This window comes from Pectobacterium sp. 1950-15, assembly GCF_037136835.1.
Classification (GTDB): domain Bacteria; phylum Pseudomonadota; class Gammaproteobacteria; order Enterobacterales; family Enterobacteriaceae; genus Pectobacterium.
Genome location: NZ_JBBBQR010000001.1, coordinates 204,317 through 231,143 on the forward strand (window position 1 = coordinate 204,317; position 26,827 = coordinate 231,143).

31 protein-coding genes, 1 tRNA gene and 1 pseudogene are annotated in these 26,827 nt (G+C 48.5%); 18 read left to right on the forward strand and 15 right to left on the reverse strand.

Going from position 1 to position 26,827, the window contains the following annotated elements:
• Positions 1–8: 8 nt before the first annotated feature.
• Positions 9–1,232, reverse strand: a complete 1,224-nt coding sequence (locus tag WCT94_RS00870) for a Tm-1-like ATP-binding domain-containing protein (protein WP_336867336.1) — start codon at positions 1,230–1,232, stop codon at positions 9–11.
• 288 nt (positions 1,233–1,520) lie between these two features.
• Here WCT94_RS00870 and WCT94_RS00875 point away from each other — a divergent pair, with 288 nt between their 5' ends.
• The 3 genes from WCT94_RS00875 (at position 1,521) to ansP (ending at position 4,736) form a co-directional block, all read left to right on the forward strand.
• A complete protein-coding gene (locus tag WCT94_RS00875) occupies positions 1,521–2,150 on the forward strand; it encodes a TetR/AcrR family transcriptional regulator (protein ID WP_336867338.1) in 630 nt (209 codons plus the stop codon).
• A gap of 79 nt (positions 2,151–2,229) precedes the next feature.
• Complete coding sequence (locus WCT94_RS00880) at positions 2,230–2,970, forward strand: SDR family oxidoreductase (RefSeq protein WP_336867655.1); 741 nt, start codon at positions 2,230–2,232, stop codon at positions 2,968–2,970.
• A gap of 314 nt (positions 2,971–3,284) precedes the next feature.
• The gene (gene ansP, locus WCT94_RS00885) at positions 3,285–4,736 is read left to right on the forward strand and encodes an L-asparagine permease (RefSeq protein WP_320703028.1); all 1,452 of its coding nucleotides are present in this window, start codon (positions 3,285–3,287) and stop codon (positions 4,734–4,736) included.
• A 60-nt stretch (positions 4,737–4,796) separates the two neighbouring features.
• Here ansP and WCT94_RS00890 read toward each other — a convergent pair whose 3' ends face one another.
• Positions 4,797–6,950 (reverse strand): ornithine decarboxylase, encoded by a 2,154-nt coding sequence (locus tag WCT94_RS00890; RefSeq protein ID WP_336867341.1) that lies wholly within the window; start codon positions 6,948–6,950, stop codon positions 4,797–4,799.
• A 231-nt stretch (positions 6,951–7,181) separates the two neighbouring features.
• Complete coding sequence (locus WCT94_RS00895) at positions 7,182–7,313, reverse strand: hypothetical protein (protein ID WP_257981536.1); 132 nt, start codon at positions 7,311–7,313, stop codon at positions 7,182–7,184.
• A gap of 440 nt (positions 7,314–7,753) precedes the next feature.
• On the opposite strand from WCT94_RS00895, the gene WCT94_RS00900 reads away from it, so the two are divergent.
• Positions 7,754–7,829, forward strand: a tRNA-Phe gene (locus WCT94_RS00900).
• A gap of 89 nt (positions 7,830–7,918) precedes the next feature.
• On the opposite strand, the gene WCT94_RS00905 is transcribed toward WCT94_RS00900, so the two are convergent.
• Positions 7,919–8,161 (reverse strand): helix-turn-helix domain-containing protein, encoded by a 243-nt coding sequence (locus WCT94_RS00905; protein WP_181829817.1) that lies wholly within the window; start codon positions 8,159–8,161, stop codon positions 7,919–7,921.
• A gap of 103 nt (positions 8,162–8,264) precedes the next feature.
• Between WCT94_RS00905 and WCT94_RS00910 the strand changes: the two genes are divergently transcribed.
• The 6 genes and pseudogenes from WCT94_RS00910 (at position 8,265) to WCT94_RS00935 (ending at position 11,186) form a co-directional block, all read left to right on the forward strand.
• Positions 8,265–8,519 carry a helix-turn-helix domain-containing protein gene (locus tag WCT94_RS00910; protein WP_039285388.1) on the forward strand — a complete coding sequence of 85 codons (255 nt, stop codon included), beginning with the start codon at positions 8,265–8,267 and terminating at the stop codon, positions 8,517–8,519.
• Between the two features lie 84 nt (positions 8,520–8,603).
• Positions 8,604–8,852: a helix-turn-helix domain-containing protein gene (locus tag WCT94_RS00915; RefSeq protein WP_094432189.1), complete on the forward strand. Its 249-nt coding sequence runs from the start codon at positions 8,604–8,606 to the stop codon at positions 8,850–8,852.
• Positions 8,853–8,866: 14 nt separating this feature from the next.
• On the forward strand, positions 8,867–9,085 hold the full coding sequence (gene ccdA, locus WCT94_RS00920) for a type II toxin-antitoxin system antitoxin CcdA (RefSeq protein ID WP_336867343.1): 219 nt from the start codon (positions 8,867–8,869) through the stop codon (positions 9,083–9,085).
• A 39-nt stretch (positions 9,086–9,124) separates the two neighbouring features.
• Positions 9,125–9,352, forward strand: a pseudogene (locus WCT94_RS00925) (CcdB family protein).
• A 286-nt stretch (positions 9,353–9,638) separates the two neighbouring features.
• Positions 9,639–10,430, forward strand: a complete 792-nt coding sequence (locus tag WCT94_RS00930; protein ID WP_336867346.1) for a hypothetical protein — start codon at positions 9,639–9,641, stop codon at positions 10,428–10,430.
• Positions 10,431–10,448: 18 nt separating this feature from the next.
• Entirely contained in the window at positions 10,449–11,186 is a 738-nt protein-coding gene (locus WCT94_RS00935; RefSeq protein ID WP_180784514.1) for a sensor histidine kinase, read from the forward strand.
• A gap of 207 nt (positions 11,187–11,393) precedes the next feature.
• On the opposite strand, the gene WCT94_RS00940 is transcribed toward WCT94_RS00935, so the two are convergent.
• Positions 11,394–12,350, reverse strand: a complete 957-nt coding sequence (locus WCT94_RS00940; protein ID WP_336867350.1) for an AraC family transcriptional regulator — start codon at positions 12,348–12,350, stop codon at positions 11,394–11,396.
• Positions 12,351–12,465: 115 nt separating this feature from the next.
• Between WCT94_RS00940 and WCT94_RS00945 the strand changes: the two genes are divergently transcribed.
• Entirely contained in the window at positions 12,466–13,653 is a 1,188-nt protein-coding gene (locus tag WCT94_RS00945) for an MFS transporter (protein WP_336867352.1), read from the forward strand.
• A gap of 129 nt (positions 13,654–13,782) precedes the next feature.
• Here the strand turns inward: WCT94_RS00945 and WCT94_RS00950 are convergent, their stop codons facing one another.
• Positions 13,783–14,205, reverse strand: a complete 423-nt coding sequence (locus WCT94_RS00950) for a MarR family winged helix-turn-helix transcriptional regulator (RefSeq protein ID WP_039283843.1) — start codon at positions 14,203–14,205, stop codon at positions 13,783–13,785.
• A gap of 160 nt (positions 14,206–14,365) precedes the next feature.
• Between WCT94_RS00950 and WCT94_RS00955 the strand changes: the two genes are divergently transcribed.
• Positions 14,366–15,385 carry an alpha/beta hydrolase gene (locus tag WCT94_RS00955; protein ID WP_336867355.1) on the forward strand — a complete coding sequence of 340 codons (1,020 nt, stop codon included), beginning with the start codon at positions 14,366–14,368 and terminating at the stop codon, positions 15,383–15,385.
• A 71-nt stretch (positions 15,386–15,456) separates the two neighbouring features.
• On the opposite strand, the gene WCT94_RS00960 is transcribed toward WCT94_RS00955, so the two are convergent.
• Both WCT94_RS00960 and WCT94_RS00965 read right to left on the reverse strand, forming a co-directional pair.
• Positions 15,457–16,662 (reverse strand): methyltransferase, encoded by a 1,206-nt coding sequence (locus tag WCT94_RS00960; protein ID WP_336867357.1) that lies wholly within the window; start codon positions 16,660–16,662, stop codon positions 15,457–15,459.
• Between the two features lie 60 nt (positions 16,663–16,722).
• Complete coding sequence (locus tag WCT94_RS00965) at positions 16,723–17,310, reverse strand: NAD(P)H-dependent oxidoreductase (protein WP_336867359.1); 588 nt, start codon at positions 17,308–17,310, stop codon at positions 16,723–16,725.
• Between the two features lie 117 nt (positions 17,311–17,427).
• On the opposite strand from WCT94_RS00965, the gene WCT94_RS00970 reads away from it, so the two are divergent.
• Both WCT94_RS00970 and WCT94_RS00975 read left to right on the forward strand, forming a co-directional pair.
• The gene (locus tag WCT94_RS00970) at positions 17,428–18,045 is read left to right on the forward strand and encodes a TetR/AcrR family transcriptional regulator (RefSeq protein WP_336867362.1); all 618 of its coding nucleotides are present in this window, start codon (positions 17,428–17,430) and stop codon (positions 18,043–18,045) included.
• A 259-nt stretch (positions 18,046–18,304) separates the two neighbouring features.
• Positions 18,305–18,877, forward strand: coding sequence for a hypothetical protein (locus tag WCT94_RS00975; protein ID WP_336867364.1), 573 nt, complete (start codon positions 18,305–18,307; stop codon positions 18,875–18,877).
• Positions 18,878–19,018: 141 nt separating this feature from the next.
• Here the strand turns inward: WCT94_RS00975 and WCT94_RS00980 are convergent, their stop codons facing one another.
• Together WCT94_RS00980 and WCT94_RS00985 are read right to left on the reverse strand one after the other, a co-directional pair.
• Positions 19,019–20,008 carry a Gfo/Idh/MocA family protein gene (locus tag WCT94_RS00980; RefSeq protein WP_336867366.1) on the reverse strand — a complete coding sequence of 330 codons (990 nt, stop codon included), beginning with the start codon at positions 20,006–20,008 and terminating at the stop codon, positions 19,019–19,021.
• Between the two features lie 207 nt (positions 20,009–20,215).
• Positions 20,216–20,365 (reverse strand): HPP family protein, encoded by a 150-nt coding sequence (locus tag WCT94_RS00985; protein WP_336867368.1) that lies wholly within the window; start codon positions 20,363–20,365, stop codon positions 20,216–20,218.
• Between the two features lie 239 nt (positions 20,366–20,604).
• On the opposite strand from WCT94_RS00985, the gene WCT94_RS00990 reads away from it, so the two are divergent.
• The 3 genes from WCT94_RS00990 to cueP all read left to right on the forward strand — a co-directional run bounded on the left by WCT94_RS00990 (position 20,605) and on the right by cueP (position 22,428).
• Positions 20,605–21,171 carry a TetR/AcrR family transcriptional regulator gene (locus tag WCT94_RS00990; protein WP_336867371.1) on the forward strand — a complete coding sequence of 189 codons (567 nt, stop codon included), beginning with the start codon at positions 20,605–20,607 and terminating at the stop codon, positions 21,169–21,171.
• A gap of 86 nt (positions 21,172–21,257) precedes the next feature.
• Complete coding sequence (locus WCT94_RS00995) at positions 21,258–21,659, forward strand: VOC family protein (protein ID WP_336867374.1); 402 nt, start codon at positions 21,258–21,260, stop codon at positions 21,657–21,659.
• Positions 21,660–21,873: 214 nt separating this feature from the next.
• Positions 21,874–22,428 carry a copper-binding periplasmic metallochaperone CueP gene (cueP, locus tag WCT94_RS01000; RefSeq protein WP_336867376.1) on the forward strand — a complete coding sequence of 185 codons (555 nt, stop codon included), beginning with the start codon at positions 21,874–21,876 and terminating at the stop codon, positions 22,426–22,428.
• Positions 22,429–22,634: 206 nt separating this feature from the next.
• On the opposite strand, the gene WCT94_RS01005 is transcribed toward cueP, so the two are convergent.
• From WCT94_RS01005 to WCT94_RS01015, 3 genes are all read right to left on the reverse strand, one after another.
• Positions 22,635–23,060 (reverse strand): NUDIX hydrolase, encoded by a 426-nt coding sequence (locus WCT94_RS01005; protein ID WP_336867379.1) that lies wholly within the window; start codon positions 23,058–23,060, stop codon positions 22,635–22,637.
• Positions 23,045–23,614 (reverse strand): TIGR00730 family Rossman fold protein, encoded by a 570-nt coding sequence (locus tag WCT94_RS01010; RefSeq protein WP_336867657.1) that lies wholly within the window; start codon positions 23,612–23,614, stop codon positions 23,045–23,047. The genes WCT94_RS01005 and WCT94_RS01010 overlap by 16 nt, the downstream gene beginning before the upstream one ends.
• A 118-nt stretch (positions 23,615–23,732) precedes the next feature.
• Positions 23,733–24,626 carry an ABC transporter six-transmembrane domain-containing protein gene (locus WCT94_RS01015; RefSeq protein ID WP_336867383.1) on the reverse strand — a complete coding sequence of 298 codons (894 nt, stop codon included), beginning with the start codon at positions 24,624–24,626 and terminating at the stop codon, positions 23,733–23,735.
• A gap of 92 nt (positions 24,627–24,718) precedes the next feature.
• Here WCT94_RS01015 and WCT94_RS01020 point away from each other — a divergent pair, with 92 nt between their 5' ends.
• Positions 24,719–25,291 (forward strand): TetR/AcrR family transcriptional regulator, encoded by a 573-nt coding sequence (locus WCT94_RS01020; RefSeq protein WP_336867384.1) that lies wholly within the window; start codon positions 24,719–24,721, stop codon positions 25,289–25,291.
• Between the two features lie 70 nt (positions 25,292–25,361).
• Here the strand turns inward: WCT94_RS01020 and WCT94_RS01025 are convergent, their stop codons facing one another.
• Together WCT94_RS01025 and WCT94_RS01030 are read right to left on the reverse strand one after the other, a co-directional pair.
• Positions 25,362–25,619, reverse strand: a complete 258-nt coding sequence (locus tag WCT94_RS01025; protein ID WP_336867386.1) for a FidL — start codon at positions 25,617–25,619, stop codon at positions 25,362–25,364.
• A 199-nt stretch (positions 25,620–25,818) separates the two neighbouring features.
• On the reverse strand, positions 25,819–26,607 hold the full coding sequence (locus WCT94_RS01030; RefSeq protein WP_336867387.1) for a winged helix-turn-helix domain-containing protein: 789 nt from the start codon (positions 26,605–26,607) through the stop codon (positions 25,819–25,821).
• Positions 26,608–26,827: the final 220 nt, after the last annotated feature.

Genomic DNA, 26,827 nt, shown 5'->3' on the forward strand with positions numbered 1-26,827 from the left:
TTCCCTTCTTATTTCACTAAAGCCCGAAACGCATCGACGGCCGCGTGGGCAAATAAAGGATCGTTAATATGGAAAGGCAGACGAATAATCTGTCGTCTTGCCGTTTGCTGCACGACGCTCTCCAGCGTGCTGATAAACGCGTCACGCGCTTCCGGGTGCCAGAATGCCTGTTCCGGCGCATCCAGCGCAGAGAAGCCGCCTTCGGGGATCAGGAAGCGCACCTCACCTTCACAGCGGTTCAGCTTCTCCCCAATCCAGCGCGCCATCGCGATATTTTCGTCTATTGTGGTACGCATCAGAGTGACCTGTGCGTTGTGGTTGTAGAACAGACGATGCGCGTATTTCTCCGGTATGCTGGCGGGTGCGCCAAAATTCACCATGTCCAGCGCACCGCAGGACGCCACGTAAGGCACCTGCGTCTTGGCTATCGCGTCAAACCGTTCCGGCCCGCAAGCCAGCACGCCGTCAAACAGTAAATCGCACACCTCAGTCGTCGTGAGATCGAGCACACCGGTAAGCAAATGGCTGTCCACCAGTTTTTCCATCGCTTTCCCGCCGCTGCCCGTCGCGTGAAAAACCAGACAGTCAAACTCCGCTTCCAGCAATTTACTGGCTTCCTGAATGCACGGCGTCGTTACGCCAAACATGGTCAGGCCAATCGCGGGCTTATCATCATGATATTCCTGAATATGAAACTTCACGGCACCGGCGATCTGGTGCGCGGCGTTGCCAAGAACCTGACGAGAAATGCGATTCAGACCCGCCACATCGGTAACGGAATACATCATGCTGATATCGCTGGCACCGATGTAGCCGGAGATATCGCCGGAAGCCATCGTCGACACCATCAGCTTCGGCATCCCAATCGGTAACGCCTGCATCGCGGGCGTGATCAACGCCGTACCGCCGGAACCGCCAAGCCCAATAACCCCGGCAATATCATCGCGAGACAGCATGAAGTGCTCAAACGCAACGGCCATGGCGCCAATCGCCTGCCCTCTGTCATGGCAAAACACCGCCGACGCGCCCTGCGGGTGGTACGATGCCACCGTGTCTGCGCGGATATCTGTCGCCTCTGACACGCGTGTATCTGCTGACGGCGATGTCGTTGACAGATCGACCGTGACGGTTTTCAAGCCTGTCGCGGCAATCAGATCGCGGACGTAAATCTGTTCTTTCCCTTTAGTATCAGCTGTACTTGCAATATAAACGCTGCCAACTTTACTTCCCACTTGGTCTCCCTCCCACCATTAGTGAAACAATTAACAGATTGATATAAATAACAATTACAAGAAACCAAAAACAGATAAGATTAATTTGTCGCCATATTGAGACTTGAGTATCAGAAAGACAATTCATTAAACACTCAAATGAGACAAAAGTCTCAAAATGTTATGTACGACATTACATTAACAGTAAGAAAGCTTGACGTGGCACAAGAATCACTCAATTTGCTATAGTTCAGGCGACAACGCCGTGCTGCCCGATAGCGTCCGGCCCGAAAATTCAATGAGGTCTATGTGATTGAACGGGATGAAAAACTGACATCAACGCGGGCGAAAACCCGTCGTTTATTGATTGATACCGCTATGAATATGTTCGACCAGGGCATATTTCCCTCCATTACCGATGTTGCCGCTGCGGCTCAGCTTTCACGCGCGACGGCCTACCGCTATTTCCCGACGCAAAGTGCGTTAGTTTCCGCCGTGGTCGGCGAAAGCCTTGGCCCGATTCTGGCGTGGCACCCGACACAGCCGGACGCCAGCGAACGTGTTGCCGAACTGCTGCATTTTGCTTACCCCAGAATGCTGGAACATGAAGGTGCACTGCGTGCCGCCCTGCATCTGTCATTGCAACAATGGGCAGATCGCCGTTCTAATCGTCTCCATACGGATACGCTGACGCGCGGCAACCGTAAACGCCTGCTCAAAATTGCCACCGAACCGCTGGAAGGGAAGATCACACCGGAAGCACAACAGCGGGTGATTTATGCCTTATCACTCATTTATGGTTCGGAGGTTTTCCTGGTGCTGAAAGATATCTGGCATCTGGAAGAAGACGGCATTCAGGATGTCACGCAGTGGGTCGCCAAAGCCATTTTACGGCAGGCTGAAGAAGATGCCGCGCAGGTCGATTCAACGAAAACCTGATGAACACATTCACGCCGCATCCCGCCACGTTGCCGGATGCGCAGCAATGGAAGAACACACGTTGCCAAGGGAACACATGATGCTGAGAGGTAGACGTGCGATTGTCACCGGCGGTGGCCGCGACTTTGGACAAGCAGTCTCCGTCTGGCTGGCTCGCGAAGGGGTAAAGGTCGATCTTTGCGCCCGCAAACTGACCGATGCGCAGGCCAGCGTAGACATCATTCATCAGGAGGGCGGCACGGCTCGCGCCTATCAGTGCGATATCGCCAATCCTGATTCGGTCAGGGATTTTTCCGCACAACTGCTGGAAGACAGCGATCCCGTCGATATTCTGGTGCTAAGCGCCGCACAATGGCTGGAAGGCGCGTTAGGGGAAGAAGACACCGATACGGATATCGTCAGCACCATCAACTCCGGCCTGACCGGATCTATCCTGCTCACCAAAGCGTTATTGCCGAGCTTACGCCGTTCACCGGGCGCTGATATTCTGGCGATGGTTTCGGTCTGCGGCCTACCGCAGTTCCATGATTCTATCGCTCACCCTGCGTTCTTTGCCGCCAAGCACGGCATGAGCGGTTTTAGCCAGAATCTGGCGCACCATGTCGCACAGGAAAACATTCGCGTGACAGGGTTTTATCCGCCAGATTTCGAGGTCACCGGCCTGGATGACTCCCCAACTAGCGAGGAAAAAATGGGCGAGCACCTGCTGAACGCCCGCTCGATATGGGAAGCGATGCGTTTCGTGCTCATCCAGCCGCGCAGTTGCCATATCAACGCCATCCATTTTCAAGGACCCACGCGCGCGGATATCGGCGCGTAAACTGTCGCTTTTTTGCTTTTCCCGTCCCGGTCTTGCTCGCCTAACCGGGGCGGTAGTATTTCCCGTCTGATGCCCCGCCCCCCACACCATCACGCCCTGACACACTTTCCCTTTATCCATTTTTTGCCACAGCACACAGGAAAAGGTAGCATCGCTGCCGTTGTTTTCTGCCATGCGGCTTACCACGCGCAACGCCCCGAAGGGTGGCGGACATAAAAAATGTCGCAGGCGAAAACATAATTTCTTGAATTTGAAATAATAATAGTGAACGCGTCACCATAGGATGCGTGACAGACAGGAAAATACCAACATCAATGACACAACATTCCTCCCCTCATAGCGAACATCATGCCGCCGGGCAACGCCTCCACGAAAAGGGTTATCACCAAAGTATCGGCAACCGCCACGTACAGATGATCGCGATCGGCGGCTCTATCGGCACCGGGTTATTTCTTGGCGCGGGTGCGCGTCTGCAAATGGCAGGACCCGCGCTGGCGCTGGTCTATCTGGTTTGCGGTATCTTCTCTTTTTTCATCCTGCGTGCACTGGGTGAGCTGATCGTTCATCGCCCCACCAGCGGTAGCTTCGTCTCGTATTCACGCGAGTTTCTGGGCGAAAAGGCCTCCTACGTGGCTGGCTGGATGTACTTCCTCAACTGGGCGATGACCGGGATTGTCGATATCACCGCCGTCGCGCTCTACATGCACTACTGGGGCACGTTTGCCGATGTCCCGCAGTGGCTGTTCGCGCTGGGTGCGCTGTCCATCGTCACGCTGATGAACCTGATTGGCGTGAAATGGTTTGCCGAAATGGAGTTCTGGTTCGCGCTGATTAAGGTTGCGGCCATCGCCATTTTTCTGGTGGTCGGTACGGTCTATCTCGGCACGGGCAGCCCGCTGGACGGCAACACACCCGGCCTGCATCTGATTACCGATAACGGCGGCCTGTTCCCACACGGTATTCTGCCCGCGCTGGTGCTGGTTCAGGGGGTGATATTTGCCTTTGCCGGCATCGAGATCATCGGGACAACCGCAGGCGAATGTAAAGACCCGGAGAAAGTGCTGCCGAAAGCGGTCAACAGCGTCATCTGGCGTATCGGCCTGTTCTACGTCGGTTCTGTCGCGCTGTTGGTCTGCCTGCTGCCGTGGAATGCTTACCAGGCAGGACAAAGCCCGTTTGTGACCTTCTTCAGCAAGCTGGGCGTGCCCTATATCGGCACGATCATGAATATCGTGGTGCTGTCCGCCGCGCTGTCCAGCCTGAACTCCGGCTTGTACTCGACGGGGCGCATCCTGCGCTCGCTGTCGCTGGGCGGCTCGGCGCCCGCGTTCCTGTCGAAAATGAGCACGCAGTCTGTGCCCTATACCGGTATTTTGGTCACGGTGGGCATCCACATTATCGGCGTAGTGCTGAACTACGTGGTGCCCTCGCAGGTGTTCGAGATCGTTCTGAATATCGCTTCGCTCGGCATTATCTGTTCCTGGGCGTTCATCATTCTGTGCCAAATGCAGTTGCGCAAAGCGATTCGTCAGGGGAAAGCCAAGCCGGTGGCGTTCAAAATGCCCGGTGCGCCCGTGACATCGTGGCTGACACTGGCTTTTCTGGTAAGCGTGTTGGGATTGATGGCGTTTGATTACCCGAACGGCACCTGGACGGTTGCGACGATTCCGGTACTGACGATCATGCTGATTATCGGCTGGCGCGGGCTGAAAAAGCAGCGTGAAGCCGTAGCGCTCGCCGACCAGCAGGAATCCAGCCTGCGTTAAGACAGAAAAAACTCAGGCTCGTTTCCGAGCCTGAGTGTCTTAGCTTATAGGTATTCGTAATTACTGTTCTACTACGTAACCGTACAGGCGCTTGCTGCCATCTTCTTCCGCGACGCTATAAACGCCCTGCAATTCTGGAGAGAAGCCCGGCAGCAGATTAATGCCCGCTTCCAGCGCCAGAAAATAGCGCTGTACCGCCCCGCCCCAGGTTTCCCCCGGCACGACGCACAGCACGCCCGGCGGATAGGGCAATGCGCCTTCTGCCGCGATACGCCCTTCTGCTTCAGCGATAGGAACCAGTTCGATATTGCCGCGCACAAACTCTCTGTTGGCATCCTGCGGCAACATCACCACGGATGGAAACTCGGTTTTGCGGAACATCGCTTTTTGCAGATCTTTCACGTTGTGCTGAGCGTAAAAATCATGCATTTCCTGGCACAGCCGACGCAGCCGGTAACCGCGATAACGCTCTTTATATTTCTGATACAGGCTGGGCAGCACTTCACTCAGCGGCGCATCGCGGGCGATCAGCGTCTCGAAATGCACCAACGCATTCACCAGCTCCTGCATTTTTGCAGCGTCTTCCGCTGGCGTTAGCAAGAACAGGATCGAGTTCATGTCGCATTTTTCCGGGATAATGCCGTGCTCGCGCAGGTAGTTAGCCAGGATCGTCGCCGGAATACCAAATTCGGTATAATCGCCGCTAATCGCATCAATACCCGGCGTGGTCAGCAGTAATTTGCAGGGATCGATAAAGTACTGATCCTCGGCGTACCCTTCGAACGCATGCCATTTCTCGCCCGGCTCAAAGTTGAAGAAACGCACATCCTGCGCGATCGTCTCCGTATCGTGATCCTGCCAGAGCGCGCCGCCCACCGTCACAGGCACAAACGGTTTGATGAGCGAACAGCGTGTCAGCAGTTGCTTACGCGCCTCAATGCCTAGCTTCACGCAGTCCATCCACATCCGACGCCCGCTTGCCCCTTCGTGCATTTTGGCGTTGATATCCAATGCCGCAAACAGCGGATAAAACGGACTGGTCGAGGCGTGCAGCATAAAGGCGTTATTCAGCTGTTTATGGTTGCAGAAACGACGCTGGCCTTTGATGTGCGTATCTTTCTTGTGGATCTGCGAGGTCTGGGAGAAGCCCGCCTGCTGCTTATGCACCGACTGAGTGACAAAGATGCCCGGATCGTTTTCATTCAGATCCAACAACAGCGGCGAACACTGCTCCATCATCGGGATAAACTGCTCATAGCCGACCCAGGCGGAGTCAAACAGAATGTAGTCGCACAGATGCCCAATGCTATCGACGACCTGACGCGCGTTATAAATCGTGCCGTCATAGGTGCCAAGCTGAATGACGGCCAAACGGAACGGGCGCGGCTCGTTGGCGCGTTCCGGCGCGACTTCCGCGATCAGCTTGCGCAGATAGGCTTCATCAAAACAATGCGCATCCACGCCGCCGATAAAGCCAAACGGATTGCGCACGGTTTCCAGATAAACTGGCGTCGCACCCGCCTGAATCAGCGCGCCGTGATGGTTGGATTTATGGTTGTTGCGGTCAAACAGCACCAGATCGCCACGCGCCAAGAGCGCATTCGTCACCACTTTGTTCGCAGAGGACGTACCGTTCAACACGAAATAGGTTTTATCGGCGTTAAACACGCGCGCAGCATGCTTCTGCGCCTTCTTCGCCGCCCCTTCGTGAATCAACAAATCGCCCAGTTTGACGTCCGCGTTACAGATGTCCGAACGAAACACGTTCTCACCGTAAAACTCAAAAAACTGACGCCCCGCCGGGTGCTTGCGAAAGAACTGGCCGCCCTGATGCCCCGGACAGGCAAACGTCGTGTTTTTCATGTTGACGTATTTGGTCAGCGTATCGAAAAACGGCGGCAACAGGGTATCCTGATAGGCTTTCGCCGCTCGCTCCAGCACGTTGGCGTGCTCGCCGTCGTCATCGAGAACCAGCCATTCGCTGCCCGCAGGCAGAACATCCAGCTCTTTATCTTCGTCAGGCTCTTCGACAAACGCCGGGATACTAAAGCCAGTGTGCTGCAATATCGACAGAATGCCACTACGGGCTTCCTCAATCGAAACCACGACCGCCGCCACATCGGTGAAGTCGGTCTGACTCAACGCGACAATCTCGCGCGTTGTGATTAAACGGGTGGCAACCGCTGCATTCGCCGCAATTTTTAACTGTTTCATGTAACCAAACCCAAACGGTTAAAGGTAAGTGTACGTGCCTGGAAGACACCGTTCAGGGATAACAATCCCGACCAATCACAATGCCAATCAATAACGACAAGCGTATGATCCCTACAGGTCAACTGTAGGCCAAGAATGGAAAAACTGGAGCCAGCACCATCCGATAGACATCAGTAAAAGCAGAGGCGTACTCTATTTTTACTCATGCCTAACAGTGAGCGAACGAACGCCTCACCGCATGGTGAAGGAGGATAATCGACAGGAAGAAAAGTAAACCGCGCAGCGGTGGGAAGAAGAAACGCGCAGTGACGTCATCAGCGAGCTGGCGCGAGCGTTTTGCACCATGAGCAATGAATCTGACATATCGGCGATCCTCTTTAGCTATACGCTAACTACGCTTAAAGGGGCGTTCAGGTGAACGAGACGTTAAAAAACCGCGCAATAGTGGCATTATTCTTCATCAAATTCAACAATCCAGCCCGCACTCAACGCGGTAAAAAGTGCAACGAAACATGCCGAGCGTATACGGGAAGACGCATTACTACGCTATACCCTAAATAATTCGAGTTTCAGGCAGGCGGCAAGGGAAGGAGTCCCGATGAGCTTACTCAGGTAAGTGATTCGGGTGACTGAGCGAAGCCAACGCACATGCAACTTGAAGTATGACGGGTATAAGCGTGCTGAAAGGATCGCCAGAAACTGGCTAGCAAATAATACAATTGCCTGAAAATAGCGCAGGCGCTCCGCTTTGTGACAGAAACCCATTGACGCCACGTGGCCAATACGGTTTAATGCGCCCCGTTGCCCGGATAGCTCAGTCGGTAGAGCAGAGGATTGAAAATCCTCGTGTCCTTGGTTCGATTCCGAGTCCGGGCACCACTAATTCTTAACCCTCGCCTTCGGCGGGGGTTTTTCGTTTCTGGCGTGTGGACTCTTCATCGAACACCGTTCGATTCTCTACGAGCGCGTTATCCCGCCTCCCCTTCCCCATGATTCGGGCTCATACTCCGATAGCGTGACGGCCAGATCTCCTCCGGTTGCTTTCCCAATGCGCAGGCAATTAATCTCTCACCTTTCGGCCAATGTCTTGTTAGTGCGTTAGCAAGTGTTGAAGACGCTAATCCAGATGCTCTTGATACCGCGGCCAACGTTGTTCCTTTCTTCCTTAAGCCAGCAATAATGTCTGCCGGATGCCAATCGTAATTATCCATTTATCGACCTCTCCCTGTGATGAATTGCGCCGATTATCCCATTTTGGGATAAAAAAGGAAATGATTGATATTCGATTTTGGGATATCTATCAAGGTCACCAAAATGGCATCGATTTATTCAAATGAATATCAATCAGTTATAAAAACACTGCGAGAGGCCAGAATCGAAAAAGGCATGACCCAAGAAAATTTGGCGAACGCTTTAGGTCGACCTCAGTCTTTTGTAGCCAAAATCGAGAATGGGGAACGCAGGCTGGATGTTGTTGAATTTGTCCACATCGCTCACCTGCTATCTGTAGACGCTTCCACTGTTTTAGAAAAAATAGCGCATAAAATACAGAAAGATAGCATTAAGTAATCAATACAAAAAACCATTTATCCCGTTTTGGGATAAAGCAGTGAGCGACTGATATTTGATCCCAAATTTTATGGGGTTGAATCGATGGCTTCTGTTTACTCTGATGAATATCAAATCGTTATCAAGGCATTACGTGAAGCACGCATTGCCAAAGGGGTCACGCAGGGAAACCTAGCGCTAGCGCTGGATCGTCCTCAATCGTTTATCGCCAAGGTTGAGAACGGGGAAAGAAGGTTAGACATCGTAGAATTTATCCATATCGCCCGTTTACTCTCTCTAGACCCCGCCAGCATTATTGCTAAGATCCCTGCAAAATATAAAGCGCTTGGTTAAAAAGGAACACGGCAATGAAACGCCGGATTAGCATTGCCGTGGACAAAAACGATAATCAGATTCCCAATGCTACCGGGATACCTATTTCTGGTCTGGTGAATGACGTCATAGGCAAAGAAGCCCACCGTATCAAAACTGAGGTGTGGAAAAAGGAAAACCGCGAAGGGATGGAAAACGTCGCCAGATTTATTACCCAGAATGGTTCTTTTGCTGATGAAAACAGGAACTGGTGATCGTGTAAACGCTCCAGTCATTACAAAACGTTTGTCGATATGTAAAGCGATATTGTCGAGACACCAAAGCGGCGCATGGTCATCCCACTTATTGGATCGCATTACCTGTCTGAGAAAATGAATAAGATGTGGTTCCCTCTGATCCGCATTGACAACGACCATTATCGGTTGATGACGACTGAGGTGATTGGTGAGGCTATTGCGGATCTTGGCGAGTATGCAAATGAGATCAAGGATGCTATTAATCTTATGTTTTGGGGGATTTGAGAGGTGTTCTTGAGCCTTACGCATAGTGAGGGACATAATCAGTACTAAAAATGAATAGTTCGATTCGCTATGATGCTTACATAATGTTTAATTGTATTGAATGCCACGAAAATCATTGCTATCGTAATTGTATCAATTACGCATTTCCTTGGGGAAGGTCAAAATCTACATCTCACCTAGCGAAACATTAACTGTTAGCTTGTAGAGTAGGTGCATATTCATTTCACTGATAGAGCAGCAAAAAGATACTCAACGCTTACCATATACAACGAAAAGAGATATAAAAATGTGGAACAAAATAAAAATATATTACTACATAATCATGTCATCTTTGCGGGCTAAGACAATATATCCTGATGATATCGATATTGATATGAAAAATTTTTTTGACAAACCAAGTAAATTAAAGATCGCGATAATTGATGATAATGATTTTCCTTGGGTCCAAACTTTAGAGAGCAAGGGTCACACAGTTAAAATATTTAAAGACTATCATAAAACAAACACAAAAATTTCACAAAAGAAATTGATAGCATACCAATTTAACACTTTCGATTTAATATTTTGCGATATCGAAGGTGTTGGAACTTTGGCATATCCAGGTTTGGACGGGATCGGTGTAATACAAGACCTACGCGAATTAAATCCCTTACATGTGGTAGTAGCCTTCACAGGAAGCCCCGCTAGACTTTTAGATCCTAAGACAGGGAAACATTTTACTTCTCTAGATGCAGTTTTTCAGCGAGATTGGGGCGTTGATGATTTTTTGCTTAACTTCAGTAATTTGACTAAAATATTTATAGCACCAAAACAAAGGTGGAAATTTATTAGAAGTCGTTTAGTTCATTTAGATCTAAGCGAATCAAAAATCACAAAAGTACAAAAAGCATTTACACAAAACGTATTATTATTGAAATATTTAGGAGAAAGCACAGATATTTCAAAAAATGAGATAAAAGAAATAATTTTAAAGTCTGAAAAGAATGTAGATATTAAGGGTGTTATTGAAGTTGCAGCTATTTCCACTAAAGCAATAAATATAGCAAGTTCATTGTTTATTTTTAATTCATTCAAATAACCTAACGAAGGTATGCATATGTCTAATTCAGTTGAATGGGCACAGATATTCGAAAGATATAGACATCTCTCAAGAGATTTTCAACAAAAATTCCAATCCATCCAAGGGAGATTGTCTATTGAAAAATATGAAAACAGTGACTCTGTAATAAAAAAAGTAAGAACGGAACTTGAAGAACTTGACGAGGTTTTTCAAGATTTCAACTCATGGCTTTATATCAGCTTACTTGAAAATCTAGAAGAAGCAAAAAACAATAATGCCGTCGGACTTTTAGAAATACCATCAAAAATACAAAGAATAAAAATAAAAATGAAGAATAAACTTCAGGACAAAAGAATAAAAATAGAGACTGACTTTGATGAAAAAATAGCCATATCCACTTATATTACATTTTTTGAGCAATTAATAAACCTTATTTTCCAAAATGCTTTTAAATACTCCCCAAGTGGCTCATCAATAAATATTTCAACAACTAACAAAAGTGAATACATTTTACTAGAAATTTCTTCACCTGGCCCTGTAGTTGAAAACTCTGAAATTCATAGCCTCACAACAAAGGGATTCAGAGCTAATGCAGCCATTAATTCGGATATTCCAGGAGAGGGATATGGATTATATAACTGCAAACGCATATCGGACCTTCTAAATATAAATATAGATTTTAAATCCCAATCAACAAAAAGGTATACTTTTAATGAAATTGGATATTGTAACTTTACAGTTACTCTAAAAATCCCCTATGAAATAAATCCATAAAAATCTATTTAAAATACATTCATCTATGCAATATTTTACACCAAAGGCAGACCGATGGGTTTGCCTCAAATAACCAACTTAGCGGCTGATTTTTGCTTTTGGCCACCCCTGAAAAACTAATCCAGACGCTTTTGATACCACCCCCAACAACAACGATCGCTACGATGGCGCATTCACTTCCAATACGATCCCTAACTCTGTTCCCCATCAAACCTCTTCAGGAGCCAAGTTGGTTTCTCGCAGCGTTCCCGGTGCGTGGCCCACGATGCGTTTAAATGCGCGGCTGAACGCCGCCAGCGATCCGTAACCCAGACGTAGCGCCACCGTTTCAATCGGCTGATGTTCATGACGGATGTACTGGACAGCTAAGCGCATGCGCAGCTCGCTGAGATATTTCACGGGCGTGGTGCCGGTTGCGGAGAGAAACCGCTCGGCGAAAACGGAACGGGAGGTGCCCGCCTCTTTTGCCAGTTCCGCGACGCTCCAGTTGACGCCCGGATTCTGATGCATTGCGTAAATCGCTCGGCTTAGCCGCGGGTCGCGCAATACCTGCACCCAGCCCGTCGCTTTACCACAGCCGGCTTCAACCCACCCGCGCACGATGAGCGCCGCGACCACATCGGCCAGTCGCGCCAGAATGCCGGCAAACCCCACCTGACGAGTCATCGACTCACGTTCCATCGCCGCAAGAATCGGATGGATTTCCGGCCAGGTCGACATCAGTCGGCTCACCATCATGACTTCCGGCATCGCTTTGATCAGCGGCTGCATTCCGCCTAGTTCAAAATCCATGCATCCGCTAAAGATGACCGTGTTCTCGGTGTCTGGGCAGGGCTTGCAGTCGATCGCACAGACCGAATTACAGATCGCTTCGCTGGGAAATGCAGACACTGGCGTGACGTCAGCCTTTTCGTCAGAGAGCAGCGCATGCGAATTCCCGTTGGGGATAAACAGCGCATCCCCACTTTTTAGCGCAAACGTCGTGCCACTCTCCATGCGCAGCAGCGCCGTTCCCTGACTGACAAAATGAAACTGCGCCTTGCCGGGCACATAGTGGAACGCCACACCAAAGGGAGCGTGGGTTTCAATTCGGCGATAGGTCACCCCGGAAAGACGCATCCCACGTAGAAGCTCGCTGATCAAATCGGGTGACTGAACGGTCATGGCAACAACTCCGGACGAATAATCAATAAGTGAAGAGTATATGTCATAGATCGTCCATACGGAACACTCTATGCTTCGTGACGGTTGTCACATTTTTCTAACGAGAGAGCAACAGATGAATTCATGTATAGCGGCAAGCGAGGCCATCGCGCCCGCAAAACCCGCCTGGCGAGCCGTTTATTCACTGGGACTGGGGGTATTTGGCCTGATTACGGCTGAGTTTCTACCAGCCAGTTTATTAACGCCGATGGCGACCAGTTTAGGCGTCACAGAGGGAATGGCAGGCCAGGCAGTGACCGCGACAGCGCTGGTCGCGCTGGTGACCGGATTGCTCATCACGCCGGCGACCAAAAGTATCGACCGCCGTTGGGTGTTGATGTTTTTCTCGGTGCTGCAAATCATCTCCAGCCTGTTGGTGGCGTTTGCTCCCAATCTGCATGTGCTGCTATTCGGGCGTTTACTACTAGGCGTTGCCATTGGCGGGTTCTGGGCTATGTCCACCGCCACGGCGATGCGTCTTGTGCCTAAGGATAAAGTGCCAAAAGCACTCGCGGTGATCTTCTCCAGCGTCTCGATTGCCACCGTTGTTGCGGCACCGCTTGGCAGCTATTTGGGGAGTTTGATTGGCTGGCGAAACGTCTTTATTCTCTGCATTCTGCCGAGCGTTGTGGCGCTGTTTTGGCAATTGTGGGTGTTGCCATCGATGAAGCCGGAAAGCAGCGGTAGCCTGGGAACATTGCTTCGCGTGCTGCGTCGTCCGGGCATGATCGGCGGATTGCTGGCAACGGTGCTGATCTTCAGCGGACATTTCGCCTTCTTCACCTACCTGCGACCGTTTCTGGAAACCGTCGGGCAGGCGAGTGTCGAAAGCATTTCCCTGATTTTACTTGGCTTTGGCCTTGCTAATTTTGTCGGAACCTCGATTGCCGGGTATCTACTAGCACGAAACTTACGCCTGACGCTGGCGCTGGTGCCCTTTGTGATGGGCGTTCTGGCGCTAACCATGGTGGCCTTCGGACATCTGGCGATGCTGGACGGCCTGCTGGTAGCAATGTGGGGATTTGCGTTTGGTTTGGTTCCTGTGGGCTGGTCAACCTGGCTTGCGACCACCGTACCGGACGAAGCCGAAAGCGCGGGCGGCCTACTGGTGGCCTCGATCCAATTTGCCATCGGGGCGGGTGCCGCAGGCGGCGGGGTGATATTTGACCTCAACGGAGCCAGCGGTGTGTTTGCGGGCAGCGGATTACTGCTGGTATCGGCAATGGTGATTGTGTTTGCGGGCGTGCGGGTTCGCGCACAGTAAAACGCTATGCCACACCCGAGCACGGGTGTGGCATTTGTCACTTACCCGCTTTTTTGATCCAGTAGCACCGCCAGATCGACCCGATGATTCGAGAATTCTCGATAGAAAATCGCCCTTTCCCTCACCTAGCTATAAATCTTCCAGCAGATTTTTGGAAAGCTGTCGCAGCATATTCAGATCTTCATCGTTCATACGCATAGAGCAACGCATCTGATTTGGCAGGTCGACGATCCGTTCTTTCAACGCAAGCGCCTTGTCAGTCAGCACCACCTTTTTCATGCGCTCATCACCCGCCACCGCCACCCGGTTTAAAAATTCCTTGGCTTCCAGCTTCTGGACAAGCGGCGTCAGCGTCCCTGAATCAAACAGCGTTTTCTCGCTCAGTTCTTTGAGCAAGATATTGTCCTGATCGTACAGGGACAGAAGGACGACAAACTGCGGGTAGGTCAGATCGAATTCTTTCAGCAGCGGTCGATACTGACGAATCAGTGCATTGGCGACCGAATACAAAGAGAAGCACAGCAATTCACCCAATGTACTGTTTTCTTTCATTTTAAATACTCCGTTACTCACAAGCTTAAAAAAAATTATAAATAACGTTTGACCAAAAGTAACTTGTACGCAAGTATTGTTTACACGATTTAATCGCGTGAATATTAAAAGCACCCCGATTGAACCTATCAACCTCACGATTTTAAAAAGGGCCAACATCATGAAAACTGTCTCCACTATCCTGACTTCTGCCGTATTCGCTTCTATGACATCCGTCGCGGCTGCTCAGCCGATCAATGCCCCTGCGCCGACCGCTGGCGTACAGGCATTTCTTGATGTCCTGAATTCCGGTAAGGGCAAACCGATAGAGCAGATGACGCCACAGGAAGCGCGTCAGGTTCTGATCGGCGCACAACAGGGCGTGAAACTGCCAGCCGCGCAGGTGTCTGAAAAAACCATCCAGGTGAACGGTCAGGCTATTAAGCTGAAAATCGTGAAGCCAGAAAATGCATCCGGTACGCTGCCGGTGTTCATGTTTTTCCATGGCGGCGGCTGGGTGTTAGGTGATTTCCCCACTCACGAGCGTTTAATCCGCGATCTGGTCAGGGCGTCTGGTGCCGCAGCGGTGTACGTGGATTACACCCCGTCCCCTGAAGCACGCTTTCCTGTAGCTATCAATCAGGCTTATGAAGCGACGAGGTGGGTGGCCGAGCACGGTCAGGAAATTGGTGTGGACGGCAGCCGTCTGGCGCTGGTCGGCAACAGCGTCGGTGGGAATATGGTCGCGTCTGTTGCTCTACAGGCTAAACAGTTCGGCGGGCCGAAAATTCGTTATAACGTCATGCTGTGGCCAGTAACGGATGCGAACTTCGATAATGCATCCTACAACCAGTATGAAAACGGCTATTTCCTGACGAAAAACATGATGAAATGGTTCTGGGATAACTACACGACCCGCTCGGCTGACCGTAACAACATTCTTGCCTCCCCGCTTCGTGCCAGCATTGAACAGTTAAAAGGCTTCCCGCAGACGCTGATTCAGACGGCAGAACTGGACGTACTACGTGATGAAGGCGAAGCGTTCGGACGTAAGCTGGATGCGGCCGGCGTACCCGTAACCGTGACTCGCTATAACGGTATGATCCATGACTACGGCCTGCTGAATCCACTGAGCAAGGAACCGACCGTTATCACCGCACTGGAACAGGCTGGTGCAGAGTTGCAGAAACACCTGAAATAACGGCTTGATGCAGCAACATCAGAAAAGCACGACTTACGGGTCGTGCTTTTATATACCTTGACTACCTCGGCCTACGACGCAGCGTTTAATTGAATTTCAATAACCGTATGACCCGTCGTTATTTTCTTTGTGCCAACAATGGTTAACCCGCTTAACGTCAGAATATCCTCCATATCTTTCAAGGTTCTGTATCGCGTGCCATCCTGGCAGATAACGGATTGAAAAAGTGCATTCATTAATAACCTTGGGGAGGTTTCTTCTTGCTCCAGAAGAGGTTCAATAATTAATAGCGTCGAATTCCCAAGTGATTGCGCGATGGCTTTTAATATTTTCAGGCAGAATTCATCGTTCCAGTTATGCAATATGTTTTTAAGCAGATAAATATCATAACCAGAAGGAATCGCCTCAAAGAAACTGCCAGGAGTGAAAATCATTCGTTCTTTCAATTCAGGAGAGTGCTTTGCGACACTCTTTTCACTTCGGCTACAGACACCGGTCATGTCGAAAAGACAGCCGGTGAGATTATGATACTGTTTTATAATTTCAATCAGAATAACGCCGCTGCCGCCGCCAATATCGACAACGCTGCCAGCCTTGGTAAAAAGAGAGGCATATTCTTTCGCCAGCACATAGCCGACAGGACGCGATAAATCCCGCATAGCAAGATCGTAAATTTCTGCTCGCGATGCAGAGTTTGCCAAGTGCTCATAGAGTGTCAGCCCAAATACCTGCTTAAACCCTGACGTCCCCGTATTGCACGTATGCAGTAAGCCGTCGAATCCCTGATAGTATTCATTGCCAAACAGCATACAGAAATGCTTCATTGAGCTTGCGTGATCAGACATCAGTAATGAAGAACGTGCATTATTTTTAATAATACTTTCATCTTTCACTTCAAAAAAACCAAAAACCTCAAGCACCTTGATAATATCAAATACGTTTTTTTCACAGACATGACACGCTTTGGCTAATTCAGCAATACTTGAACCTCGATCCCCTATTTTATCGGCTATCCCTATTTCCGCTGCTACGCATAATGCTTTTGCGGCCAAAGGCATCATCATGATTTCTGAAATATTTCTAATATGCTCAGCGGAATTCATATTTTTCCCTTTATTATCTGATTTTTTTGCGAGGATGATTTTACGAGCTGTCTCAGCATTTATACCGATACGCAAAGTATGCTGAAATAGAGCTAAAAACATATCATCCGTTTGGCCGAACGGTAATCCGCCATTTACCGCCCGGCCAGAATCAATAAGGGAGTAAAGCCGCATTATTTAAATGTGCTTTTGTGTTAATCGTATGGTGTGTTAATGATGAATCAATCGCCGCTATTACCGGAAAATACTCCCACCAATACGGCGTGCGCTATCGATACATGCCTCTGGCGTTCCCAACTCCGGCATCAGTAGCATTTCAGACGTCAATACTGAAGCGCCGCAGTAGTCAAAAATCCCGTGAGCGATCTGTGTATGAAAGGCATCGGCGTAGCCACGTTTTTCAAAGGTTCTCTGGTTGGCCGCGCCCAGCGCCACAAGGTGCACCGGTAAATGCCCCAATTTCTTTATTACCTGTCCATCAGCCGTTTCTTCATACGCCCAGCCGTTTGAAAAAACGCGGTCGATCCACCCTTTCAACAGTCCCGGCATGGACCACCAGTAAATCGGGAACACCAGCACCAGCGCATCGGCGCGATCAATACGAGATTGCTCTGCAACAACGTCAGGCGGCGTTGCGCCGGTACGCTGAAAAGCCGCCATATCGGATGCAGAAAACACCGGGTTAAAGCCTTCCTGCGTCAGGTCCGCGATTTCGAACGTATTTTCCGGATTTGACTCAGCGATCCCCTGCGCAATAGCAGCAGCAACACTGTGGGTTAGCGAGGTATGAACAGGATGAGAAACGACAAGTAATGCATGCATTCCGGGTACTCCCTATTGCCATAGAACGACGTCAGTTATAATCTTACATACTAATAGTAACCTACCACCAGTAAGTTACTTTTGGTATATAAGAATGTCAACAGGATAATATCGCTAATGTCCAACCCACAGACTCGACAGCGTTTATCGAGAGAAGCGCGCCATGCACAACTGATCAAAGCCGCCTGGCAGATTATTCGGGAAGAAGGTACGGAAGCGCTGACGCTCGGACATCTGGCGGAACAGGCTGGCGTAACGAAGCCGGTGGTTTACGATCACTTTACTAACCGTTCGGGGCTGTTAGCTGCACTTTACAAGGAGTATGACGCTCGCCAGACGGCGATTATGGATGACATTATTCGCAAGACGGAACCCGTGCTTGATAAGCTGGCCGCAGTGATTGCCACCGCGTACATTGATTGCGTACTGCTTCAGGGTCGTGAAATGCCCAACGTCATGGCAGCACTCACTGGAACTCCTGAGCTTGAGCAAATCAGGCAGGAGTACGATGCCATCTTCACGGAGAAATGCCGCGATCTCTTTGCCCCCTTCTGTGCGGGTAAACCACTTCATGATGCCGCATTACGCGCGATGCTCGGTTCCGCCGAAGGCTTATCTTATGCTGCGGTGAAAGGGATTATTACGGAGCAGCAGGCTAAAGATGAACTGTTCCAGGTGATCGTCTCTATGGTGCAAAGGTGCAACATGGGGCATAACATTACCAACTCCCATTAGAGATAGTCGTAAAGGGTCAGCACGCCCCTCCTGACCACTTTACCAACCCGTTCTCAGAATGATTCGGCAAAGCCAATTGCGCGGTGCCGATAAATCACACCATTCCCTCCGCTATTTTCCCTAGTCCCTTTGGTAATTTACAAACCAGAGTATCAGTTCTATGTTTTTCTGAGCGGGCCATTGTCATTTTCAATGTCTTAGCACGAATATGATTTTATATTCCAACTATTACATACCTCAATATATAAGGAATGTTCATATGCCTAATACTGATGACGCCCTAATAAATGCGATCTTAGCTAAGAATAAACTGATGGCAATAAATGATTGCCCAGGAGTTCCCACTCAAATGAGTCGCGCGGTTTATGGCAAGACACAGGATGACTCAGGCAGTGGCACTGTGATTGAAAATAACAAAGACATGCAGAAAAATATCAATATTGCCATCGGTTTCCCTGGAGCCAATTCAGAGACCGCCGTGTGGCATTTCCTGATGGGGCCGACTGTGCACCACTTTGTCGTCATTCCATGGTACCAACACACAATACCGCAAGGGTGGGTTTATACCGTCTTTATGGCGTATGAAAATGAATATTCCGTTGGAAAATATGTAACACGCACCCCACCTGCACCTTCGGGGGCTAAGAGCTACAAGAAAATATGGACCACCAGTGATCTAAGCAAGATGTTTTCAGATCTATTGACGAGTGATACCGCGTGGGAAGAATATTTTGGCCCAACTGGCAAGCCTAAAGCCAAAAAAATAACATACTGGAAATACAAGGTAATTCCTTTAAACACGGCAATCACTAATGTAAATAATTATAGCTAGCAAAAGCTAAATCATACAGCGATGAGAACAGAAATTATCGCCAGTATTATACTGGCGATAACATTTTGGTTAATATTCTCTAAGCTTTCAGGAAGGGGCCGTCAGACCGGACTTCGAAGAAAACAGCGTAGAGAACACCCATCAATCTTGATTTTCTGTAGGGAAAACAATCCCCCACTGGCGTCTGAGTTCATCCATTGATGCCATAATAGATAGCGTCTCATTCAGAGGCATAATATGACTCTCTGTTTTATTTTCTCTCAGGCACGACATGACTTCTGCGGCTTCATAATTATATCCATTTCCTTCCAGCGGAACCGTTATCGTCACAGGCTCTTCCCCCATGACGGAGAGCGTAGCGGAGGTGGCTTTAGCGAAATCAGGGATTACAATTGAACCTTTATTGCCAACAATTCTGGCTTCTTTCAACGTCGGTGTATTTATCGAACAGGATAATACGGCGAGCTGACCGCTTTCATATTGAAATGTCATCGCAGAAAGCTCATCCACGCCGGTTTCATATAAACTGGCGACCCCTTTAATACAAACAGGCTCTTTTTTTAATACCCAGGATGCGAATGATATAGGGTAAATCCCTACATCCATTAGCGCGCCTCCGGCACGCTGCAAACTGATTTTTCGCTCCTCTGGTTCCCCTTCCCTTCTAAAACCAAAATCAGCGGTCACCATTCTAATCGGGCCAATCAGGTCTGCATCAATCCATTCTTGCACCTTCTGCATGATGGGGAAAAAACGGCTCCACATTCCTTCCATCAGGAAAACGTTTTTTTCTCTGGCAACGCGAATAACCTCCTGTGTTTCCTTAACATTTAGGGTCAAAGGTTTTTCACACAGAACCGGTTTATTATGGTTTAAACACAGTAAAATATTATCTTTATGTGCACTATTAGGTGTCGCGATATAGACAACATCCACCTCGTCATCTCTGACCATTTCCTCATAGCTACCGTAATACTTCTGCGCTTCATAATTCTGACCAAACTGAATAGCACTTTCTATGGAACGCGAGGCGACAGCATAAAGCGCCGCATCGTCTAAGCTTTGCAATCCTTTGGCAAAATTTTTCGCAATAGTCCCGGTACCCATGATTGCCCATCTTATTTTTTTCATATTTTCACTCTTAAAATATCCGGTGGTGGTTTTTTATATTTCCCCAAAAGCGATAAAAAAACATCAAGACCGTTTATTATTTTTATAATAGCTATCCATTCATTCTCAAAAACGCCTACTCACCCCTGAGTCAGGCCATTTCAGGGCTGGCGCTTACGCTGTCCAATACCGTGCCAATACGCAGGCCAGTGACTTTCCTCGGCACAGTTATCGATCACAGCGGCGATCGCCACCAGCATAATACTCCCCAATAACGTTCCTTGGCTGTGTGAATGGCGATGCTGACGCAGCAAATAAAATGACGCAAGTTGCCCCAAAGGGCGCCATCAACCAAAGTACGCCGCTGGACTGTCCCATAATAGCTTAGGATCAAAATCCCTATACTCCCACCCACTAACCCTTTCATTAGCTGGATAAATGTTGGCTTTGGTGGCAAAGCACCACCTCCTTTGAGTCTATTCATGGCCCATCCCCGATAAAAAAATATGCGCGTTATGAAATTGCTGTGCTACATTAAGTGTACAGATCTGTACACTACAAGCAAAAAGTACCGTTCTGTACATACAAAAAACCCCCATCATTGATGACGAAAAACGATGAAAGAGAGCATGGGCAAGAGAGAGCACATTTTAGATACCGCCGAAGCGCTATTTAATGAATTTGGCTATACCGCTGTTGGCGTTGATTTAATTAGAGATAAGGCGGGGGTCTCCAAAACATCCATGTATCGCCATTTCGGCTCAAAGAATAAGTTGATTGAAGCCGTGCTGGCTCGTCGGCATACGCGCTTTGAGGAAGGGTTAGCCAGCGTGGTGTCTGGAGCTAACGACGCGGAAAGCCGTCTGGATGCCGTGATGGACTGGCATTTTTCCTGGTTCCGAACCGTAACCTTTAAGGGATGTATGTTCATGCATGCGCTGGCTGAGTTTAAAGGGCAAGATGAAGCCATTACGTCTCTGGCTCTGCGTCATAAAACCTGGATCAAGTCATTCTTGCTATCGATATTCACTGCCGAAGAACCAGAAAAAGAAGACAAAATCGAAGCTATCATGACTTTTATTGAAGGGATGATCGTGAGAGCAGAATTTACTGGCCTAACCAGCGGAGAGGATGCGTATCGCCGGCACGCCAGACGATTAGCCTTTCCCCACTCTTCTCAGTAATAACTCGGTACCCGTTACACATCGGTAAAGCAAACCGACGAACAAGCAGCCACTATTAACTTTATACTCTCATTGAGGAAGTAACCATGAACTCACCACTCACGCACGGCGTTCACCATATTGGTCTGACGGTATCAGCACTGGAAGAAAGCGCACACTTTTTCACCACGCTTCTGGGATGGAAAGAGGTCAAACGAAAAGAGGATTATCCCGCTATTTTTGTCAGCGATGGAACGGTAATGCTCACACTTTGGCAGACACAAACCACCGAGCCGGTTCAGTTCGATCGAAAACGTCATGTCGGCCTGCATCATCTTGCCATTAAGGTTGATAGCGAAGCGGCGCTGCTTGGGATCGCTGAGAAATTATCAGCGCATAACGTCAACATTGAATTCGCCCCCACCTTGGTTAGTGGTGGCCCGGCAATGCATATGATGTGCTATGAGCCGAGCGGGATCCGTATCGAGTTTTACTGGTCAGGTCAGTAAGTGAGACTTAAGAAAACCTGACTCGTGACTCGCATCAATAAAGGCGCGGATATCTCCGTCATTTAGCGCGGTTTAAAATTGACCAAAATCAATAAAAACAGAGTAAATACATTAATTTACTTTTCTATACACCCCACCTTTTGACCTTCCCGTAGGGGGAAGGTGTAACGTCATAGCCTGTGATTCCAGATGATGACGCTATTAAGGGGAAATGATGGTGAAGATAAAGATGATGGCAGCGCTACTCGCTCTGACGTTGAGTGGTCCGGGTTTCGCCGCGGCGACTGACGCCAACGCGTTCCTGGCCAAACAGGGGCTGGCGGGGAAAACCGTCGAGCAGATTGTCGATACGATCGATCAATCGCCGCAGGCAAGACCGTTGCCCTACAGTGCGTCGGTTACCAGCAAGGAACTGAAATTATCTGATGGGCAGCAGCAGTACAGCTATCCGCTGGGCAATAAATTTTATCTCTCATTCGCACCTTATATTCAGCAAACCCATCCCTGCTTTAACCACAGTTTATCCGGGTGTCAGGGCGAGCTCGCCAATACGGCGTTTGACGTAAAAATCACGGATAAAGCTGGTAATGTTATTGTGCAGAAAACCCTGAGCAGCCATCAGAATGGTTTTGTCGGCGTATGGCTACCGCGCAATATTGAAGGAACCATTAATGTCACCTATCAGGGGCGCGTAGCAAGTTCACCGTTTGCGACCTATGACGACAGCCAGACCTGCATGACGACACTGCCATTGAAAGAACGCGCGTAGTAAAAAAACGCCGTGAGAGGGGACATCACTGAACACCAGCCAAGGTAGTAAACATGTCAGCACGCATACTCGTTTACACTGGTGAAATATTTTCTCACGGCATCATTACCGATAAAAAACACAGATAGGAAAAGGAATACATTGATAAATAAAGGCCCCTGACCGTAGGCAAGAGCCCCAATATTGTCCAGATATGGAATAGGTTATTAATGAGATGTCACTTGCCTCGACATCAGGAAAGGGAGAATACACTGTGCAACAAGGGGAGCCAAAGCAATATCAGGACGATCCGCAATGTCATACCAGAATATTTCTTCAATTTCCGCTGCGGCTTGTACTTCTTCCAGAATATGCACCTCCCAGACCGTTGCATGAACATCGCAATCAGCCTCATTTGCAGCCGGCGCAACCCATTTCCCCAGATAATCGGCTTGACCAGAGACAAGAGATATTCTCAGTTCCTCGTGTAATTCTCTTAATAACGCCGCTTCTCCATTTTCATTAGCCTCAGGTTTCCCCCCCGGGAGCATGAAATATTTCGTTCCTTGTTTGCGAACCAGAAGAAGCTGTTTATCACGATTAAAAATACATGCTGCACAAACGGCAATTTGCGACCTTACTTTTGCGTCCATTTCTTTTCCGGTGGCTGATAAGTATGAAAGAACGTTAATAATTCTTCTGGGCTTTCGGAAAACAACAGCATATCTGCATAATTACTGCGTAAAAAACCAGCATCAACCATGCTTCTAATCATGTCTCGCAGTGGGTCAAAATAGCCAGCAATGTTGAGGAAAGCACAGGGTTTTTCATGAATCCCCAACTGCGCCCATGTCCACTGCTCAAATATCTCTTCAAACGTTCCGGCCCCGCCGGGAAGCGCGATAAAAGCATCAGACAGTTCCGCCATCTTGCTCTTGCGCTCATGCATATTTTCAACAACATGCAATTCAGTCAGCCCTTGATGCACGATTTCTTTTTCAACCAGCGCTCTGGGCATCACACCGATAACGGCACCTTTATGGGATAGCGCAGAATTTGCTATTTCCCCCATCAGCCCAACTTTACCACCACCATACACAATCCCCACGCCGGAATCGGCCAGAAAATGCCCCATCTGTTTTGTTTTCTCAATATAGATAGGTGAATTACCTGATGCCGAACCGCAGAAAACGCCAACTCTCATCACAAGCTCCCTGCAACAAACTGTACTAGCCATTCTACTACTACATGCTAAATACAATATTGAGTTATCGCATATAAGGCTATCGGATATCTGGAATCAACCAGCCGCAAACGCGATTGACTCACACCACGCCCGTATCTACGCGCTGACCGATATCTTTTAGCTGCGAGTATTTTTCTAACAGGCCGGGCGCATCGTCCAGACTCATGGCAAACATCCACATGTAGGTCATCACCGAATAGATATGCCCCGCATTGGTCCCGCCGTTCAGCGTCATGTACAAAATCGTCAGTGAAAACAGGATAGCGGCGGCGGCACCAATAGCCAGGTAGCCCAGCGCTTCACGATCAGACAGGCGAATACGCAACCCGGCCAATACATGGTAATGCTTGGTGAGCGAAGCCGCCGTCGCGCTACTGACAAAACCAACCTCTTTTTCCAGGCGGTTATTTAATTTACCGAACAGGACTTCATTTTTACGGGTGTATCCCGGCAGGAATAAGGCAAAAAACAGCAGGATAGCGACACAGGCAACACCCGCCCAGAACTCAATCACCAGTAGCATCACGGCGGCGCCGGTGATCGACGCCAGCGATGTGATCAGCACCGGGAGATGAATTTCGAAAAAATCCACGAACTCGCGTGAGAGCGCCACGCGCGCCGCGATAGTTGAGTGGTTATGGTTTTCTTTTCTCTGCGCCAGAATCACCGGTACGGCCAGTGCGGCATAAATACGAGCGAACGTGCGGGTATCCACACTGCGTCGCGCAGCACCAATCGCCCACATAACAAACACCATCAGCGCATACAGCACCGCGTGCCAAGGCTGAGCATTCAGAATCGCGTTAATGGCAAAACCCGCCATCAAAGGGTAAAGCAGATAGGTCACATTCTCCGCCACGACTAACAGCAGAGTGAGAATCAGTTTTTTGCCATGCAGCTTTCCGAGTTTTTTAAGGGTAACAGCGGCACTATGCGAAACCTTGACCGGTTCGCTGATATTATGGGTTTGCATGAGAATAGCATCTAACAAAGTTATACTTGAGCGGTTGCTCAAGAGCTAAAATTGTATTTGAGCACTTGCTCAAAGTCAACGCGGGGACGGTAATGAAAGAGACAACGAAAGCGCTAAAAGACAAAATCCTTGATGGCGCAATCGAGCTATTTATTGAGAAAGGCATAGAGAAAGTGACAACGCGCGAGCTGGCGGAACACGTTGGTATTTCGCGCAGCCATCTTTATCACTACTTTCCTGACTGGCAGACGCTGTCAATTGAGGCGCTAACGGCATTCATGCAGGCGGATTTGGAAGCGGTCGCGGCAGAAATCGCCACGTTACCGCCGAAAGAGAAACTGCATGAGCTGGTGAAGAATTATCTGCCGGATACCACGGACGTCATCTGGAATCTGTATGGATCGCTATGGCAGTTGGCCGTTCACAATAGCGCTTACGCAGAACTCGCCCATGTCATGACAGAGAAATGGTCTGCCTTACTGGAAGAAATAATTGCCTCAGGCGTCGCGTCCGGTGCCTTTAAGAATACGGACACCCAGCGCGTCTCCCGCCAGTTGGATGCGCTATTAAACGGCTACTCTGACCATCTGATTATTAATCCGTCCCCTGCCGATTTTCAGCAGGCAATTGAAGATATTGATGATTTCATACAACACGTGTTGTAAGGCACATGAGCAGCACATCTGAGATAGCGATGACATTGCGATTAATCGGGTTACGCCGTTCCAACGCCCATTAATCGCGGATGTTGCACGCCATTTTTGATTGGACGGTGCTAATCAGGTAGGCATACTTCGTCAACATCTCAAACTGGATGACGTCATTTTCAGCCAGAATAGGGATCGCCTCATCGGGGGCATTATCATTACCGTTTTTATTCATCGCGATATTATTCACCACCAGACGATTCCCTTCCCAAACGGAATCAAAGCTGAACGTACGCCGAATCGTCAGCGGCACACCATCCTCACCGATGTAAAAGCCGTTGACCAAAACCAGCGCTCTATTTTGTTTATTGAGATAAAAATAGACGTCATATTCCTTTCTGATTTTCTGATCTTCTGCGTAGAGCTTTACTTCAGCCTGACATATCAGCGGCTTTCGGTATAAATTACTTTTTAAATAAAAAACGGTCCCCAGAGAAAATGAAATAAAAAGCACCAATGCGGTGCAAAAAATTTTCTTTCTGACTTTAATTATTAACATAAGTTACACATCCACTCCCGTTATTCTTACAGGAAATAACGATTTCACTTTTCTTATCCAGCATTCCAGAGATAACAATTTTTTTCGACAGGAAGAACAGGGTGTTCTCTGAACATAGGTTTTCATAGTCGGTAGGAAGTGGATAGCCCACGCTGTCATATAAATAGAAAAGATCGCATTTCCCATTCATCTTCACGTCAACAAGGTGTCGATATGGGAAACGGTTTACGTTAACCAATGCGAGCAGGATAATCCCTACTATCGTTATCCAGATGATGAGGAGGAACCGGGTGTATTTCTGTGCCTTTACGGGCTCTGGTATAGCATGGTGTGTTATAGAAAACGGCTTTTTTTCTTTATACACATCCTCTTCTGCTTTCTCTTCTACGTTCTCTTCAACTGCCTGATGTAACGTTGCTTTTTCTCCTCCGCCCTTATCCGCCTCTGGGTAGGAAACGATACTTTCAGCATTAAAAACAATACCCAACTTGGGGATAGTCACTATCGAATCCTCAAGGTCAAATTCGCGTAATACCTTCCTTAACAGAGATAAATAGTTGTTGAGATTATTAATAGAGGGGGAAAGTGCATGCTTTTCCAGCGCCTCTTTTAACAAAAAATCGCGGCTTAGCGTTACCCCCTGATTCTCAATTAGCAAACTAAGCAATCGAGAAACAGGAAAGCTCAAAGAGATTGCTTCATTTTCACGCTCTATCCATGTAAGTGTCCCCTCTCCCTCATTGAAAATGATTAAATCATTAATCAAATAAACCATACGTCCTTTTTCCATCAAGATTAAGAAGCGTTATTCGTTTGTTATAATCCACCTGGCACATACATTATTTCTGATAATAAAACCTATGGAATAGTCTTAAAATCACTACGCCACAGAAAGAATCATCAACAAAAGAAGAATCAATTATATATCTTGCCTTACGGCACTCGTAATCAGGCAAGGATAAAAACTTACCTATTTGTTGTCAAAGATTATTTAA